The organism is Haemophilus paraphrohaemolyticus, from assembly GCF_002015045.1.
GTDB lineage: Bacteria > Pseudomonadota > Gammaproteobacteria > Enterobacterales > Pasteurellaceae > Haemophilus_A > Haemophilus_A paraphrohaemolyticus.
This window is the reverse complement of the sequence record NZ_MUXX01000012.1, coordinates 82,969-97,138: the sequence shown is the minus strand read 5'-3', so window position 1 is coordinate 97,138 and position 14,170 is coordinate 82,969. Positions and strand designations below refer to the sequence as shown.

Genomic DNA, 14,170 nt, shown 5'->3' with positions numbered 1-14,170 from the left:
CGCCCTAATCTTCACTTTCTAAAATTAAACGCAAAAATTCGCTGTTTTCCTCAATTAAAGGCAAATCTGATCCTTGCCATTGACGTAACAATTGCCACTGCATCAAATGTAACGTATCCAGCCCTGCCACCATGTCAGGCGTATATTGTTTAGCAATGCGTGCCAACTGCGTTAATCCCAAACTGCTTTCAATACTGGAGCTAATTACCGCACTTATCCCTTGCGAATGGGCTTGTTGAATGAGTGAAACGCATTTTTCAAGCGAGCCTGTTAATGTTGGTTTAATCACTATAGCGGTCAAATTAGGTTTGTCTTTTACCAAAAAATGAGGTTCACGTACACTTTCATCCCACGCAATATGGATGCCCGTCATCTCTGCAAATTGGCGGGAAAGAGCGGGTGTTTGGCAAGGTTCTTCAATAAATTGAATGCGAGATCGCAGTGGTTTTGCAATTTTCTCGGCAAATTTTACCGCTTGCTTGAGCGAGAAAACACGATTTGCATCTAATCTGAGTTGTAAATCAGGAAACTGCATAAGCAACAGGTTGGCAAGTTCACCCTCTTTCTCCGCATTAAACCCGATTTTGATTTTGCCTAAATGAGCCTGACAAGCGGTTAATTTTGCCGAAAATTTTGCAACATCACCATCGCATAAAATCGCAGAGCGGAAATTACCTTCGGGCTGTAATGTTCCGTTTAATTCTGCCAATGCACAGCTGATGCCAAAGGCAACAGAAGGAGCGAAGTTATCCATCAAGTCAGTTGGCTTTTTAAGCCATTGGCGAACTTGGGCTTCACATTCTGCCAAGGTTTCACGGCTAAAAGTTGGTAGTGGGGCGATTTCTCCCCAGCCGATATTGCCATTTTTCTCTAGGCGAATAATCAAGCCTTGCCGCTCGGTTAAAGGCTGTTTGCGAAGCACGACGCCTGTGCGACAAGGGATAGTGTAGTGGTAGAGTTTTATTTTCATTTGATAAACTTGTGAATATCTACTATTTACAGAGAAATGAGTTTAATTTACCCATTCTGCAACGTATCAAAAATTACTTCCGCCAAGGCTTTGGAAATTCCTGGTACAGATTCAATTTCTTCCAACGTTGCCGATTTCACACCTTGCATTCCACCTAAATATTTCAACAAGGCTTGGCGGCGTTTGGCTCCAACGCCCGCAATGGCTTCTAATCCGCTTTCGGTAAAGGCTTTTTGGCGTTTTTTACGGTGTCCTGTAATGGCATGGTTGTGTGACTCATCGCGAATATGCTGAATTAAATGCAATGCAGGGCTGTCAGGTGGGAGATGAATTTCCTTATCCCATTTACTAATCAACAAGGTTTCCAAACCCGCTTTACGTTCAACACCTTTTGCCACACCAATTAAAAGTGGTTTTGATTTATCCCACGACACCTTCAAATTGGCAAAAGTTTCCAACGCACGGTTTAGTTGCCCTTTGCCACCATCAATAAAAATAATATCTGGGATTTTCTCTGGCTCAAGTCGCTTATCATAACGCTTCAGCAAGGCTTGTTCCATTGCAGCGTAATCGTCCCCGCCTGTGATACCTTCAATATTAAAGCGGCGGTAATCCGATTTTAGTGGCCCATTTTCATCAAACACTACGCAAGAAGCGACAGTTTGATTGCCCATCGTATGGCTAATATCAAAGCACTCCATTCTTGCAATTTTCGGTAAAGAAAGTACCGCTTGTAAGGCTTCGTAGCGGGTTTTAATGTGAGCATCTTGTTGTAATTGCAGTGTCAATGCGGCTTGTGCATTCGTTTTCGCCAAGGCAAGATAACGGCTTTTTTCGCCCCGTACATTCGCGGTAATGCTCACTTTATGCCCTGCTTGCTCAGACAGCACTTCTTCCAATGCCTTCGCTTCACTCACTTTATGGTCAATAATGATCTGGTGCGGAATAGTACGATGCTGGTTCATCTGCAAATAAAATTGCCCAATAAAGGTATCACTCAGCTCTTCAAATTCGGTATGGCTTGGCACTTTCGGGAAGTAACTTCGATTTCCTAAAATCTTACCCTGACGCACAAATAAAATATGCACGCAAGCCATGCCGTGTTGGTAGGCAATGGAGATAATATCCAAATCGTCTAAACGTTCGTTTGAGACAAACTGTTTCTCTTGCACCGCTCGCACCTGTTGGATCTGATCGCGAAAACGTGCGGCTACTTCAAAATCCAACTCTTCCGCTGCCTTTTCCATTTTGCCGATTAAATGCTCAACCACTTGGCTATCTTTGCCTTGCAGAAAGAGTCGCACCAGATTGACTTGTTGATCATATTCCTGTTGCGAATAATAGCCTTCCACACAAGGTGCAAGGCAACGCCCAATTTGATATTGCAAGCAAGGGCGGGAGCGGTTTTTGTAGAAATTATCTTCACATTGACGAATCGGGAAAATTTTTTGCAGTAAATTCAACGTTTCTCGCACTGCACCTGCGTTCGGATAAGGGCCAAAATATTCGCCTGCAATTTTTTTACTACCACGGAAACTTGCTAATCGCGGATGCTTATGTTTGGTAAGCAAAATGTAAGGGTAAGATTTATCATCGCGGAGCAATACATTGTAGCGAGGCTGATTTTCCTTGATGTAATTGTGCTCTAGCAACAGGGCTTCTGTTTCGGAATGGGTAATGGTGGTTTCAATATGGGCAATTTGTGAAACTAATGCTTCCGTTTTTCGGCTGGCGAGGTTGGTGCGAAAATAGCTCGACAAGCGTTTTTTCAGATCTTTAGCCTTGCCCACATAGATAATCGTACCTTTGCTATCATACATTCGATAGACCCCTGGCAGATGCGGCACATTAGCTAAAAACGTTTTGGCATCAAATTCGCTCATTTTTCCCTCGTTCAGCAATTGCAAGATCGTTAAAAGCGGTCATTTTAGCGGGATTTTTTGCAATAAAATATCTTTAAATTACATTATATACTTCACAATCGGATAAACGCCCACTAAAAGTACTATATAACGGGCAAATTTTCCGATCAAAATGCAAATCGTACTTTGCAGAATGGGTAGGCGTAACCAACCAGCTAATCCACATAGCAGATCGCCAACAATGGGTAACCAGCTTAATAAAAGCATTAACGTGCCATAGCGATTTAGCTTGTCAATTGCCCAATCAGCATATTTATTTTCTTGTGCTTTAGGTTCTGGCAATAATTTTCCCATCGCAAAAGTAATCAAGCTTCCTAATGTGTTGCCAATGGTTGCAACCGCTATTAGTCCAAATAATGAAAAAGAGTAAAGTGAACGTTCTGAAATAATAAGTTGGCTTGCAATAGTGGTAAATACGATCTCAGAATTTCCTGGTAATAATGATGAGCTAATTAGGCTACTGACAAACATCACGACAAATTGATATTCGCTTGAAAAAAGCAAGCTAAAAAGAGAAGTGAGGTAATCTGTGATCATAAAGTTGGTTAAAAGTTAATAAAAAGTTAAATAAATTTTAACAAAAGTTTGATATTTTTTATAAAGTTGAGATACATCAAAAAAAGATGCTCAAATCCCCTTAAATAGGTAAGTTTTTGATTTTCAGACAAGCGGAACAAGTCTATAATTCCACGCAAATCTTATTATGTCTTCAATTTTAGTTTATTCAGAAGTGTTTTTGAATAATCATCAATGTTAACACAAAGGGATTATCCATGTTTTCTCCTGCTGAAATGGCAAAAATTACCGAAGATGGTGCAGTTTATAAAGCAACTAAACATCAACTCTATTCTTTTATCTCTGCAATTTTAGCAGGCGGTTTTATCGGTCTGGCTTTTGTTTTTTATACCACAACGCAAACAGGTACAGCGGATGTTGCTTGGGGCTTATCTAAATTAGTAGGCGGTATCGTGTTCTCTCTTGGTGTGATTATGTGCGTAATTTTTGGCGCAGAACTTTTCACTTCATCTACATTAACTGCTGTCGCAAAAGCAACTCATCGTATTACTTGGTTTCAAATGTTTAGAAACTGGTTTGTCGTTTATGGCGGTAATTTTGTTGGCGGTTTAAGTGTTGTGGTATTGATTTGGCTTTCAGGTCAGATGATGGCAGCGAATGGGCAATGGGGCTTGACTATTTTAAAAACAGCCCAACATAAAATTCATCATACTTGGATGGAAGCTTTTACCCTTGGTATTTTGTGTAACATTATGGTGTGTATTGCGGTTTGGATGGCTAATGCAGGAAAATCATTGACTGATAAAGCATTCATCATGATTTTACCTATCGCATTATTCGTTTCGTCTGGCTTTGAGCACTGTGTGGCAAATATGTTTATGATCCCAATGGGAATGGTGATAGCTAATACTTCAGATGCATCATTCTGGACAGCGATTGGTGTTGATCCTATGCAATATGCAGACTTAGATTTATATCATTTTGTGGTGAAGAACTTAATTCCTGTTACCTTAGGTAATATCGTAGGTGGCGTATTCTTTATCGGCTTAGTGCAGTGGTTCTTATATATTCGTAAGCACTAAAAATAACCTATTTATAAATCTGGCGAGAAGTTGAACAGAGATGTAAGCGGTCAAATTTCGCAGAGATTTTACAAACTCCGATGTTTCGGCATCACAAATTTCATTTAAAACAAATAGAGGATTTAAAATGACTCAATTAACAGAAGCTCAACAAAAAGCATGGGAAGGTTTTACTGCTGGTGACTGGCAAACCGAAGTAAACGTGCGTGATTTTATCCAAAAAAACTATACTCCATATGAAGGCGATGAGTCTTTCTTAGCGGGTGCAACTGCTGCAACCACTAAATTATGGGAAGAAGTGATGGAAAAAATCAAAGTTGAGAATAAAACGCACGAACCGTACGATATCGACTGCGATATTCCTTCTACGATTACTTCTCACAAACCAGGTTATATCGACCAAGCATTAGAAAAAATCGTTGGTCTTCAAACAGATGCTCCATTAAAACGTGCCATCATCCCATTCGGTGGTATCAAAATGGTTAAAGGTTCTTGCGATGTTTATCGTCGTACGTTAAATCCTGAAGTAGAAAAAATCTTTACTGAATACCGCAAAACTCACAACCAAGGTGTATTCGATGTTTATACGCCAGACATCTTACGTTGCCGTAAATCAGGTGTTATCACAGGTTTACCAGATGCGTATGGTCGTGGTCGTATCATCGGTGACTACCGTCGTTTAGCAATCTATGGTGCAGATTTCTTAATGAAAGACAAACAACGTCAATTTGCATCATTACAACCTCGTTTAGAAGCAGGTGAAGATATTCAAGCAACCATTCAATTACGTGAAGAAATTGCTGAACAACACCGTGCTTTAGGTCAAATCAAACAAATGGCTGCTTCATACGGTTTCGACGTTTCACGTCCTGCAGAAACAGCACAAGAAGCGGTTCAATGGACATACTTCGCATACCTTGCTGCAGTTAAATCACAAAACGGTGCAGCGATGTCATTCGGTCGTGTCTCTTCATTCTTAGATATCTATATCGAACGTGACTTAAAAGCAGGCAAAATCACAGAAGAAGAAGCACAAGAATTAATTGACCACTTAGTAATGAAATTACGTATGGTGCGTTTCTTACGTACGCCTGAATACGATCAATTATTCTCAGGCGACCCAATGTGGGCAACTGAAACTTTAGCCGGTATGGGCTTAGATGGTCGTACATTAGTAACCAAAAACAGCTTCCGTATCTTAAATACCCTTTACACCATGGGGCCATCTCCAGAGCCAAACTTAACCATCCTTTGGTCTGAACAATTACCAGATGGCTTCAAACGCTATTGTGCAAAAGTTTCAATTGATACTTCATCAGTTCAATATGAAAACGATGACTTAATGCGTCCAGACTTCAACAATGATGACTACGCAATCGCGTGTTGTGTATCACCAATGGTTGTGGGTAAACAAATGCAATTCTTCGGTGCACGTGCGAACTTGGCGAAAACAATGCTATACGCAATCAACGGTGGTATTGATGAAAAATCTGGTGCACAAGTGGGTCCTAAAACAGCACCAATTACATCTGAATACCTAGACTTTGATGATGTAATGAGCCGTATGGATCACTTCATGGATTGGTTAGCAACACAATATGTGACTGCATTAAACATCATCCACTTTATGCACGATAAATACAGCTACGAAGCAGCGTTAATGGCGTTCCACGATCGTGATGTATATCGTACAATGGCGTGTGGTATCGCAGGTCTTTCTGTTGCGGCTGACTCATTATCTGCAATTAAATATGCGAAAGTGAAACCAATTCGTGGCGACATCAAAGATAAAGATGGCAACGTGGTGGCTACAAACGTAGCATTAGACTTCGAAATCGAAGGTGAATACCCACAATTTGGTAACAACGACAACCGCGTAGATGACATCGCATGCGACCTAGTTGAACGTTTCATGAAAAAAATCCAAACGCACAAAACTTACCGTAACGCAGTACCTACTCAATCTGTTCTTACTATCACTTCTAACGTGGTATATGGTAAAAAAACAGGTAATACCCCAGATGGTCGTCGTGCAGGTGCGCCATTCGGCCCAGGTGCAAACCCAATGCACGGCCGTGACCAAAAAGGTGCAGTAGCGTCATTAACTTCGGTGGCTAAACTTCCATTTGCGTATGCGAAAGATGGTATTTCTTATACCTTCTCAATCGTACCAAATGCATTAGGTAAAGATTACGAAGCACAAAAACGTAACCTTGCTGGCCTAATGGATGGTTACTTCCACCATGAAGCAGAAGTGGAAGGTGGTCAACACTTAAACGTAAACGTATTAAACCGTGAAACCTTATTAGATGCGGTTGAACATCCTGAAAAATACCCACAATTAACAATCCGTGTTTCAGGCTACGCAGTACGTTTCAACTCATTAACTAAAGAACAACAACAAGACGTAATTACTCGTACATTCACAGAATGTATGTAATTAACACTTAGTGTTCTAAGGAAAAGCGGTCAGGTTCTGCAAAATTATTGTATAATCTGACCGCTTGTTTCATTTAATGTCTTGAAATAAATGAGCTAGTACAGATTCTTTATTTCAATATATTATCGAATTTCAGCATTGTATTAGGAGAGAATTATGTCAGTTATGGCACGTTATCATTCTTATGAATCTTGTGGAACAGTTGATGGTCCTGGTATCCGTTTCATTTTGTTTTTACAAGGCTGTTTAATGCGTTGTAAATACTGTCATAACCGCGACACTTGGGATTTAGATGGTGGTAAAGAAATCAGTGTTGAAGATTTAATGAAAGAAGTGATTACCTATAAGCATTTTATGAAAGCGACAGGCGGTGGCGTTACTGCATCAGGTGGTGAAGCTGTGCTTCAAATGGAGTTTGTACGTGATTGGTTTAGAGCGTGTAAAGCTGAAGGCATTGATACCTGCTTAGATACCAATGGCTTTGTGCGTCATTATAGTCCTGTTGTCGATGAAATGTTGGAAGTGACCGATTTGGTAATGCTTGATTTAAAACAGCTCAACGATGAAATTCACCAGGATCTCGTCGGTGTATCAAACAAACGCACTCTTGATTTTGCTCGTTACCTACAAAAACTTAATAAACGCACATGGATTCGCTATGTGGTTGTACCAGGTTATACTGATGATGATGATTCTGCTCATCGTTTAGGAAAATTTATTCAAGGTATGGAAAACATTGAAAAAGTTGAACTTCTTCCTTACCACCGTTTAGGGGCTCATAAATGGGAAACTTTAGGTTACAAATATGAACTCGAAGGCGTATTACCACCACCGAAAGAGACGCTAGAGCGCATCAAAGGCATTATTGAAAGTTACGGGCATACGGTGAAATATTAGAAATAAAGACCACATTGAGAAATGTGGTCTTTTTCATATAGAGCTTTGTTACCCAAGATCCATCGGATCAATATCCATTGCCAGCTTAATTGAACTTGATACAGCTATCTGTTCTTTTTCAGCATCAAACATGTTCAGTAGTTTTTGCAACACCATTCGGGATGGATGTTGAATGAGCAGTAACCAACGGTAATAGCCAGCCTTTTTCGCGAGTGGTGCAGAAAAAGGTTGGCGGATTTGCAAATCTCGTAAGCCCAAGTTATTTGCTTTTTGAGCAAAGAAATTTGCCAGTTCTTGTAAAAATTGTACCGCTTGTTCGCTGTTTTTGCTCGTCGCTTTAAACAACACTTGCGAAGAGAATGGCGGAAGCATCATCAATTGACGCATTTTTAGCGCTTCTTCTGCAAAAGCTTCGTAGCCCTTTTCCACCAAACTTTTTAGCAAAGGATGGTCTGGATAATGGGTTTGCAACACAACTTCCCCCTGTTTTTCAGCACGTCCTGCCCGTCCTGAAACTTGCAAATAAAGCTGAGCAAGTCGCTCTTCTGCTCGAAAATCGGTTGAAAACAACGCTGAATCTACGTTGATAATCGCCACCAAAGTCACATTCGGAAAGTGATGCCCTTTTGCAAGCATCTGCGTGCCAATCAAAATCTGGCTTTTGCCCTCACGAATATCGTTGAGATGTGTTTCTAACGAACCTTTGCGAACGGTCGAGTCGCGGTCAATTCGGCTGATTTTATAATCGGGGAATTGTTCGATAAGTACTTGTTCAAGCTGTTCCGTGCCTAAGCCAGTTGTGATTAAATTGGTTGAACCGCAATGACCGCATTGGCGAGGAATAACCCGTTGCGAAGAGCAGTGATGGCAGCGCAACACACGCTGTTTTTGATGATAAGTGTAAGGTTTATCGCACGCCTCACACTGACATATCCAACCGCATTCGTGGCAGAGCAAAACAGGAGCAAAACCACGACGGTTCAGAAATAGCATCACTTGATTGCCTTTGGCTAAATGCGATTTCATTTTAGCAAGCAACTGCTCAGAAAGCCCAGCTGTCACTCGCTGCGTTTTTAAGTCAATAATCTGTTGCTTGACCTGCAGAGCATTACCCGCCCGAGTAGTTAAAGTAAGCTCAGTAAACTTGCCTTTCTGTACATTTTGAACACTTTCTAAACTTGGCGTGGCTGAACCTAAAATGATTGGAATCGCCAGATTTTTTGCACGAATAACCGCTAAATCACGAGCGTGATAACGCCAGCCCTCTTGCTGTTTGAATGAGCTATCGTGCTCTTCATCAATAATAATTAAGCCCAAATTTTGGAATTGAGTGAAAAGTGCTGAACGCGTACCGATTACAATCGCACTCTCACCATTTCTTGCACGAAGCCACGCATTCAGGCGTTCAGTCTCATTCATATTGGAATGCAGCACATCCATTTCCACATTAAAACGAGCTTTAAAACGCTGAATGGTTTGCGGTGTTAAACCAATTTCAGGCACCAGCACAAGCACCTGCTCGCCGCGATTAAGCACACTTTCAATCGCCTGCAAATAGACTTCGGTTTTGCCAGAACCTGTCACGCCATTGAGCAAAAAAGTTTCAAACCCGTTACGAATACTCAAACGGCTGACGACTAAAGTCTGTTGCTTATTCAATACCAAGCGATTTTGACTATGGACAAGCGGCCTATTTCCCAATTTTTCTTGCCAAGATTGCGGTATAAATGACATATTGACTTTTTCGATAAGGCCTTTTTCAAGCAATCCTTTCCAAGCCGATGGGCTACAAGCGGTCGGTTTTTCAAACAAATTTTCCAATTGTGCCAATTCATTTAGCAAATCTTGCTGCTTTTTCGCCCGCTTAAGCTTGCCTAATTCAAGGGTGGAATGCCCGAGTTCAGACACAACAAAATAGTCTGGCGGAGTTCGCTGGGTTGAATCACCTTGTCGAAGCTTAACAGGCAGCGCACTACTCAATACTTCGCCGATGGGGGCGTGATAATAGCTTGCAGCCCAGTTAAGCAGCTTAAACATCTCTTCATCAAAAATCGGTTCTAAATCTAATACTGCTTTGATTGGCTTGAGTTTTTCGTCTGGAACGTCACTTATTTCAGGAAAATCAATCACAATGCCAACTTTGGTTTGCGAACCAAAAGGCACAGAGACTCTCGCCCCTTTTATTACTGAGAGAAAATCAGGCAAAAGGTAGTCGAAATAGCGATTTAATGGCACGGGTAAAGCAACGCGGATTAGTTTCATAAGCTTATTTCATCGGCTCAAAAGAGAAAAGGCAATAGCGTTATTATCTATTGCCCTTTTAGAATTTTCAAAAGATTTTGAAAGGAATTATTTCACTTCACGAATCATAATTTCAGACGGAATAACCTGACCTTGCCAGTATAATTCAGAAGCCACTTTGCCAGCTAACTCAATATAAGCTTGGCTGATTTCGTGGGTTGGATCTGCCTCAACGGTTGGTATTCCTGCATCTAAATCTTGACGCAAACGAATGTGCAACGGCATTTGCCCTAATACTTGCGTGCCGTAGCGTTTCGCAATTTTTTCTGCTCCGCCTGTGCCAAAAATATCTTCGTGGTGTCCACAATTTTGGCAGATGTGCACACTCATATTTTCAATAATACCCAATACAGGTACAGACACTTTTTGGAACATAGAAATCCCTTTAATTGCATCAAGCAATGCGATGTCTTGTGGTGTTGTTACGACTACCGCACCTGTAACTGGAATTTGTTGTGAAAGGGTAAGTTGAATATCGCCTGTGCCTGGTGGCATATCGATAACCAAATAATCTAACTCATTCCACCAAGTCTCGTTAAGCAATTGGCTTAATGCACTGCTCGCCATTGGTCCACGCCAAATAGTTGCATTATCTTCCGCCATCAAATAACCGATAGAGTTTGACTGAATGCCATAAGTTTCAATTGGTGTGATGTGTTTATTATCTGGCGAAGTCGGACGCTGATCTTTCGCGCCTAACATATGTGGAATAGATGGGCCGTAAATATCCGCATCCAAGATCCCCACTTTAGCCCCTTGTGCTTTTAACGCTAACGCCAAGTTTACCGACGTAGTTGATTTCCCTACACCGCCTTTGCCTGAAGTAACTGCAATGATATTTTTCACCCCGTTAACTGCAGGATGCTGATTTGCACGTTTTAAGGTCGCGATATTGTAGTTCAGAATCCACTTAATTTCGGTTGCACCAGTGACTTCTTTTAACTTTACTTCCGTTGCTTGTTTTAAGGCTTCAAAGCCACTATTCCACGCAAAGGGCATAGTGAATTCAAGACGTAAAATGCCTGCACCTAGCTCCGCTTTTTTAAGCGTATTCAGTGCAATTAAATCTTTCTGTAACGTTTCATGCGTGAAATTTTGGAGCACAAACTTAATGTCGTTTAGTTGTTGTTCAGTGAGTTGGTTCATAATAATCCTTAATTGATACAGGTAATTACCGCAAAGTATGCGAATTAATAAAGAAAAACAATCCCTAAAAAGGGCTAAAAATTTTATTTAGAAAATTCATATAATGGCAAAATTGCCACATCTTGTTCTAATAGCTCAACAATTTGTCGAATCACCGCCTGACGTTTAGATTTACTCAATTTCTGCTGTTGTAGTTTTGAGAGTAATTTATCCACCTCTGGATTTGCATAACCATTCTTATTTTCTTTGCTTTTTGAATAAAATTGCCATAAGAACAGTGTAGGATCAGGTTTGTCGATACATTGCTCATTACGAATAAGCTGATAATTACCTTTATTTCGCTGTGCAATCAGTTCAGATTTTTTGACCGCTTGTGGATTTACTCGAATAAGATCCGATTGTGCTAATGCACGGCTAATTTGCCTTCCAATCACATTATGCGGTTTTTGATTTTCAAACAGAATATTTAAATGCAAGGGAGATTTGGGGCGTATGCCACTTTGTGTCAGTGGCGGTTCGACAACGGCAGGAGACCAATAACTTTCGGTCTCAACTTGTAACGATTTAGGTAAAATATGGGGATTGGTTTCGCCATTTTCGTATTTAATTCGATTTGAAAAGATCATTGCTTTAATGGCTCGGCGAACTTCAGGCTTTTTTAACTGCGGATCATGAAAATTAAAATCGTAAAAATAAGTGCAAAGTTTAGCTGGCGAAGAGACTTTTTCCACCGTTTTGGCATTTGCAGGCAAAAAGAAACAAAAACAAGCGGTAAAGATTGCAAGATTTTTTGCAAATTTCACCGCTTGAGATTGAAAAAGAGAATAAGCCATACAAATACCTGAGTAGATTTCTAAACTATGGCTATTATACGCTAATTTAGGAAAATTGATAAAGAAAAGGACGGAAATTATCTCCGCCCTAAAATAACGCAATAGCTGATTACTGCGCTGTAGAATTTAGTTGTTGCATAAACTCTTCATTCACATCAATTGACGCACGCTCACGTAAATTGTTGATTAAATCAGCACGTAACGTGGTGCGATTTGCTTCACTAAATTGAGCTTGAAGTGGTTTAAATTCACTTAATGAACCATCTTCTACTTTATCTAATGCCACCAATAGCACATCGCCTTGAGCATTATGGGCGACACTGAAAGTTGGTTTATCTGTCGGTTTTGGCATTGCAAATACTGCTTTAGCAAATGCAGGTTGTTCTGCTTGTGCTTGAACATAAACCAGTGTTTGAGCTCCGCCGAAAGTAACTTCATTTTTGCCTTCGCTTAACGCTTTTACTTGAGCCTCTGCTTGAGCTAATAATGCCGTTTCCGCTTTTTCACGTTTTACCATTGCTTCCACTTCTGATTTTGCTTCATCAAACGTTTTCTCACGCTGTGGCTGATACTGTTTTACGCGAAGAAACATTGTACGAGATGCATTTTCATTACCCACTTCTAACGCTTCTGAATTTTGACCTGATTGAGCTAAATCACCCTCAAATAGTACTTTAGTTACCGAATCAGATTTTAATGCTTCTGGCAATGTCTCACGAGTAAACATAGGGGTAGTTTGAACTTCAACATCTGCCACTTTTGCGACTGCTTCCAATGAGCCCGCATTTTCATACGCAGAAGTTGCCATATCACGCGTCACCGTTGAGTACTCAGCCCCAACTAATTCTTGACGCAAAGTATTCACAATGTTTTCTTTCACTTTTTCAAGTGGTAGAGCTGTCTCCGGTTTACGATCTAACACTTTAATAATGTGATATTCGTTGCCCATTTTAACAGGTTGGCTAACTTGCCCTACTTGCAATGCATTTGCTGCCTTTTCAAATTCAGTTGGGAATGTCCCTGCTTTTGCCCAACCTAAATCGCCGCCTTTGGTTGCTGATAATTTATCTAATGATTTTTCTTTTGCAAGGGTTGCAAAATCAGTACCTGATTTTAATTGCTGTTCAATGGCTTGTGCTTCTTTTTCATTTGCTACTTGAATATGTGCAAGTTGAGATTCGCTTTTAGTAACATATTGCGCTTTATTCGCCTCATAATAAGTTGCAATTTGCTCGTCCGTAATCTGGACTTTATTTTCTACTTGTTTTGGCGATAAGGTCACATATTCCACCACAAACTGCTCTGGCAACACTAATTGCGCTTTATGTTTATCGTAGAAAGCTTGCAACTCTTCTTGTGAAGCAGTCTGTTTTTTCACTTCATTTGCTAAAGAGTAAGAAGCTAAACGCACTTGGCGTTTTTGGAATAACAATTTGGCTAAAGTTTCTTCTTGAGCAGGCACATTGAAGTTCGTCCCTAACACGCCCTCTTCCATTTGAGAAAAGAGAATGCCTTGTCCTACAATTTGAGCATATCCGTCAGCGTTTAAGCCCGCGTTACGTAAAGTTTGTTGATATAAATTATTATCAAACTTGCCATTATTTTGGAAATAAGAGCTGTGCACAATTTCCGATTTAATTTGATCTACACTCACGCCTAATTTTAATTCATCAATATATTGGCGAAGCAATTCATCATTAATCAGGTTATTCAGAACAGATTGATCAAACTCCGCAGCAAATTTTGGATCATCCATTAAATCCCAGAATTGAGATCCCATTTGGTTCGCCATCGTTTGTTGCTGGCGATTTTTTGCATCACTAAATTCACGCTGAGAAATCTCTTTACCATTCACTTTCACCGCTGAGGTATTTACCCCAATAAATCCAGTACCTACACCTGCTAACACAAACGAAAGCGATACAAGGGCAAAAATAATTTTGAAAGCAATCCCGTTGCTTTTTTCATGCCATTTTTCAATCATAGAAGTTTCCTAAGTTTAAAATCAGAAAATGCTGTGAATTATACTGTAAAGTCAACTTTTCTCAAATCTGATTTTTCCA

Annotated in this window: 10 protein-coding genes; 3 read left to right on the top strand and 7 right to left on the bottom strand. The window is 40.4% G+C overall.

What is annotated here, in order from left to right; translation table 11 throughout:
* Positions 1-4: 4 nt before the first annotated feature.
* The 3 genes from menC to B0184_RS06180 form a co-directional block, all read right to left on the bottom strand.
* A complete protein-coding gene (menC, locus tag B0184_RS06190; RefSeq protein WP_005708729.1) occupies positions 5-970 on the bottom strand; it encodes an o-succinylbenzoate synthase in 966 nt (321 codons plus the stop codon).
* A gap of 47 nt (positions 971-1,017) precedes the next feature.
* On the bottom strand, positions 1,018-2,853 hold the full coding sequence (gene uvrC, locus B0184_RS06185) for an excinuclease ABC subunit UvrC (RefSeq protein WP_005708770.1): 1,836 nt from the start codon (positions 2,851-2,853) through the stop codon (positions 1,018-1,020).
* Between the two features lie 78 nt (positions 2,854-2,931).
* Entirely contained in the window at positions 2,932-3,429 is a 498-nt protein-coding gene (locus B0184_RS06180) for a YqaA family protein (RefSeq protein ID WP_005708840.1), read from the bottom strand.
* 236 nt (positions 3,430-3,665) lie between these two features.
* On the opposite strand from B0184_RS06180, the gene focA reads away from it, so the two are divergent.
* From focA to pflA, 3 genes are all read left to right on the top strand, one after another.
* Positions 3,666-4,490: a formate transporter FocA gene (focA, locus tag B0184_RS06175; RefSeq protein ID WP_005708702.1), complete on the top strand. Its 825-nt coding sequence runs from the start codon at positions 3,666-3,668 to the stop codon at positions 4,488-4,490.
* Between the two features lie 127 nt (positions 4,491-4,617).
* The gene (gene pflB, locus B0184_RS06170; RefSeq protein ID WP_005708787.1) at positions 4,618-6,930 is read left to right on the top strand and encodes a formate C-acetyltransferase; all 2,313 of its coding nucleotides are present in this window, start codon (positions 4,618-4,620) and stop codon (positions 6,928-6,930) included.
* Between the two features lie 156 nt (positions 6,931-7,086).
* Complete coding sequence (pflA, locus tag B0184_RS06165) at positions 7,087-7,827, top strand: pyruvate formate lyase 1-activating protein (RefSeq protein ID WP_005708874.1); 741 nt, start codon at positions 7,087-7,089, stop codon at positions 7,825-7,827.
* A gap of 48 nt (positions 7,828-7,875) precedes the next feature.
* Here pflA and priA read toward each other — a convergent pair whose 3' ends face one another.
* The 4 genes from priA to B0184_RS06145 form a co-directional block, all read right to left on the bottom strand.
* Positions 7,876-10,089: a primosomal protein N' gene (gene priA / locus B0184_RS06160; RefSeq protein ID WP_005708778.1), complete on the bottom strand. Its 2,214-nt coding sequence runs from the start codon at positions 10,087-10,089 to the stop codon at positions 7,876-7,878.
* A gap of 87 nt (positions 10,090-10,176) precedes the next feature.
* Positions 10,177-11,274 carry an iron-sulfur cluster carrier protein ApbC gene (gene apbC, locus B0184_RS06155; protein ID WP_005708686.1) on the bottom strand — a complete coding sequence of 366 codons (1,098 nt, stop codon included), beginning with the start codon at positions 11,272-11,274 and terminating at the stop codon, positions 10,177-10,179.
* Between the two features lie 83 nt (positions 11,275-11,357).
* Entirely contained in the window at positions 11,358-12,107 is a 750-nt protein-coding gene (locus B0184_RS06150) for a periplasmic substrate-binding domain-containing protein (RefSeq protein WP_005708806.1), read from the bottom strand.
* A 109-nt stretch (positions 12,108-12,216) separates the two neighbouring features.
* The gene (locus B0184_RS06145) at positions 12,217-14,091 is read right to left on the bottom strand and encodes a SurA N-terminal domain-containing protein (RefSeq protein WP_005708882.1); all 1,875 of its coding nucleotides are present in this window, start codon (positions 14,089-14,091) and stop codon (positions 12,217-12,219) included.
* Positions 14,092-14,170: the final 79 nt, after the last annotated feature.

Excerpts from the sequence above, each read along its gene's own strand:
- menC (WP_005708729.1), bottom strand. The coding sequence starts at position 970 with ATGAAAATAAAACTCTACCACTACACTATCCCTTGTCGCACAGGCGTC.
- uvrC (WP_005708770.1), bottom strand. The coding sequence starts at position 2,853 with ATGAGCGAATTTGATGCCAAAACGTTTTTAGCTAATGTGCCGCATCTG.
- B0184_RS06180 (WP_005708840.1), bottom strand. The coding sequence starts at position 3,429 with ATGATCACAGATTACCTCACTTCTCTTTTTAGCTTGCTTTTTTCAAGC.
- focA (WP_005708702.1), top strand. The coding sequence starts at position 3,666 with ATGTTTTCTCCTGCTGAAATGGCAAAAATTACCGAAGATGGTGCAGTT.
- pflB (WP_005708787.1), top strand. The coding sequence starts at position 4,618 with ATGACTCAATTAACAGAAGCTCAACAAAAAGCATGGGAAGGTTTTACT.
- pflA (WP_005708874.1), top strand. The coding sequence starts at position 7,087 with ATGTCAGTTATGGCACGTTATCATTCTTATGAATCTTGTGGAACAGTT.
- priA (WP_005708778.1), bottom strand. The coding sequence starts at position 10,089 with ATGAAACTAATCCGCGTTGCTTTACCCGTGCCATTAAATCGCTATTTC.
- apbC (WP_005708686.1), bottom strand. The coding sequence starts at position 11,274 with ATGAACCAACTCACTGAACAACAACTAAACGACATTAAGTTTGTGCTC.
- B0184_RS06150 (WP_005708806.1), bottom strand. The coding sequence starts at position 12,107 with ATGGCTTATTCTCTTTTTCAATCTCAAGCGGTGAAATTTGCAAAAAAT.
- B0184_RS06145 (WP_005708882.1), bottom strand. The coding sequence starts at position 14,091 with ATGATTGAAAAATGGCATGAAAAAAGCAACGGGATTGCTTTCAAAATT.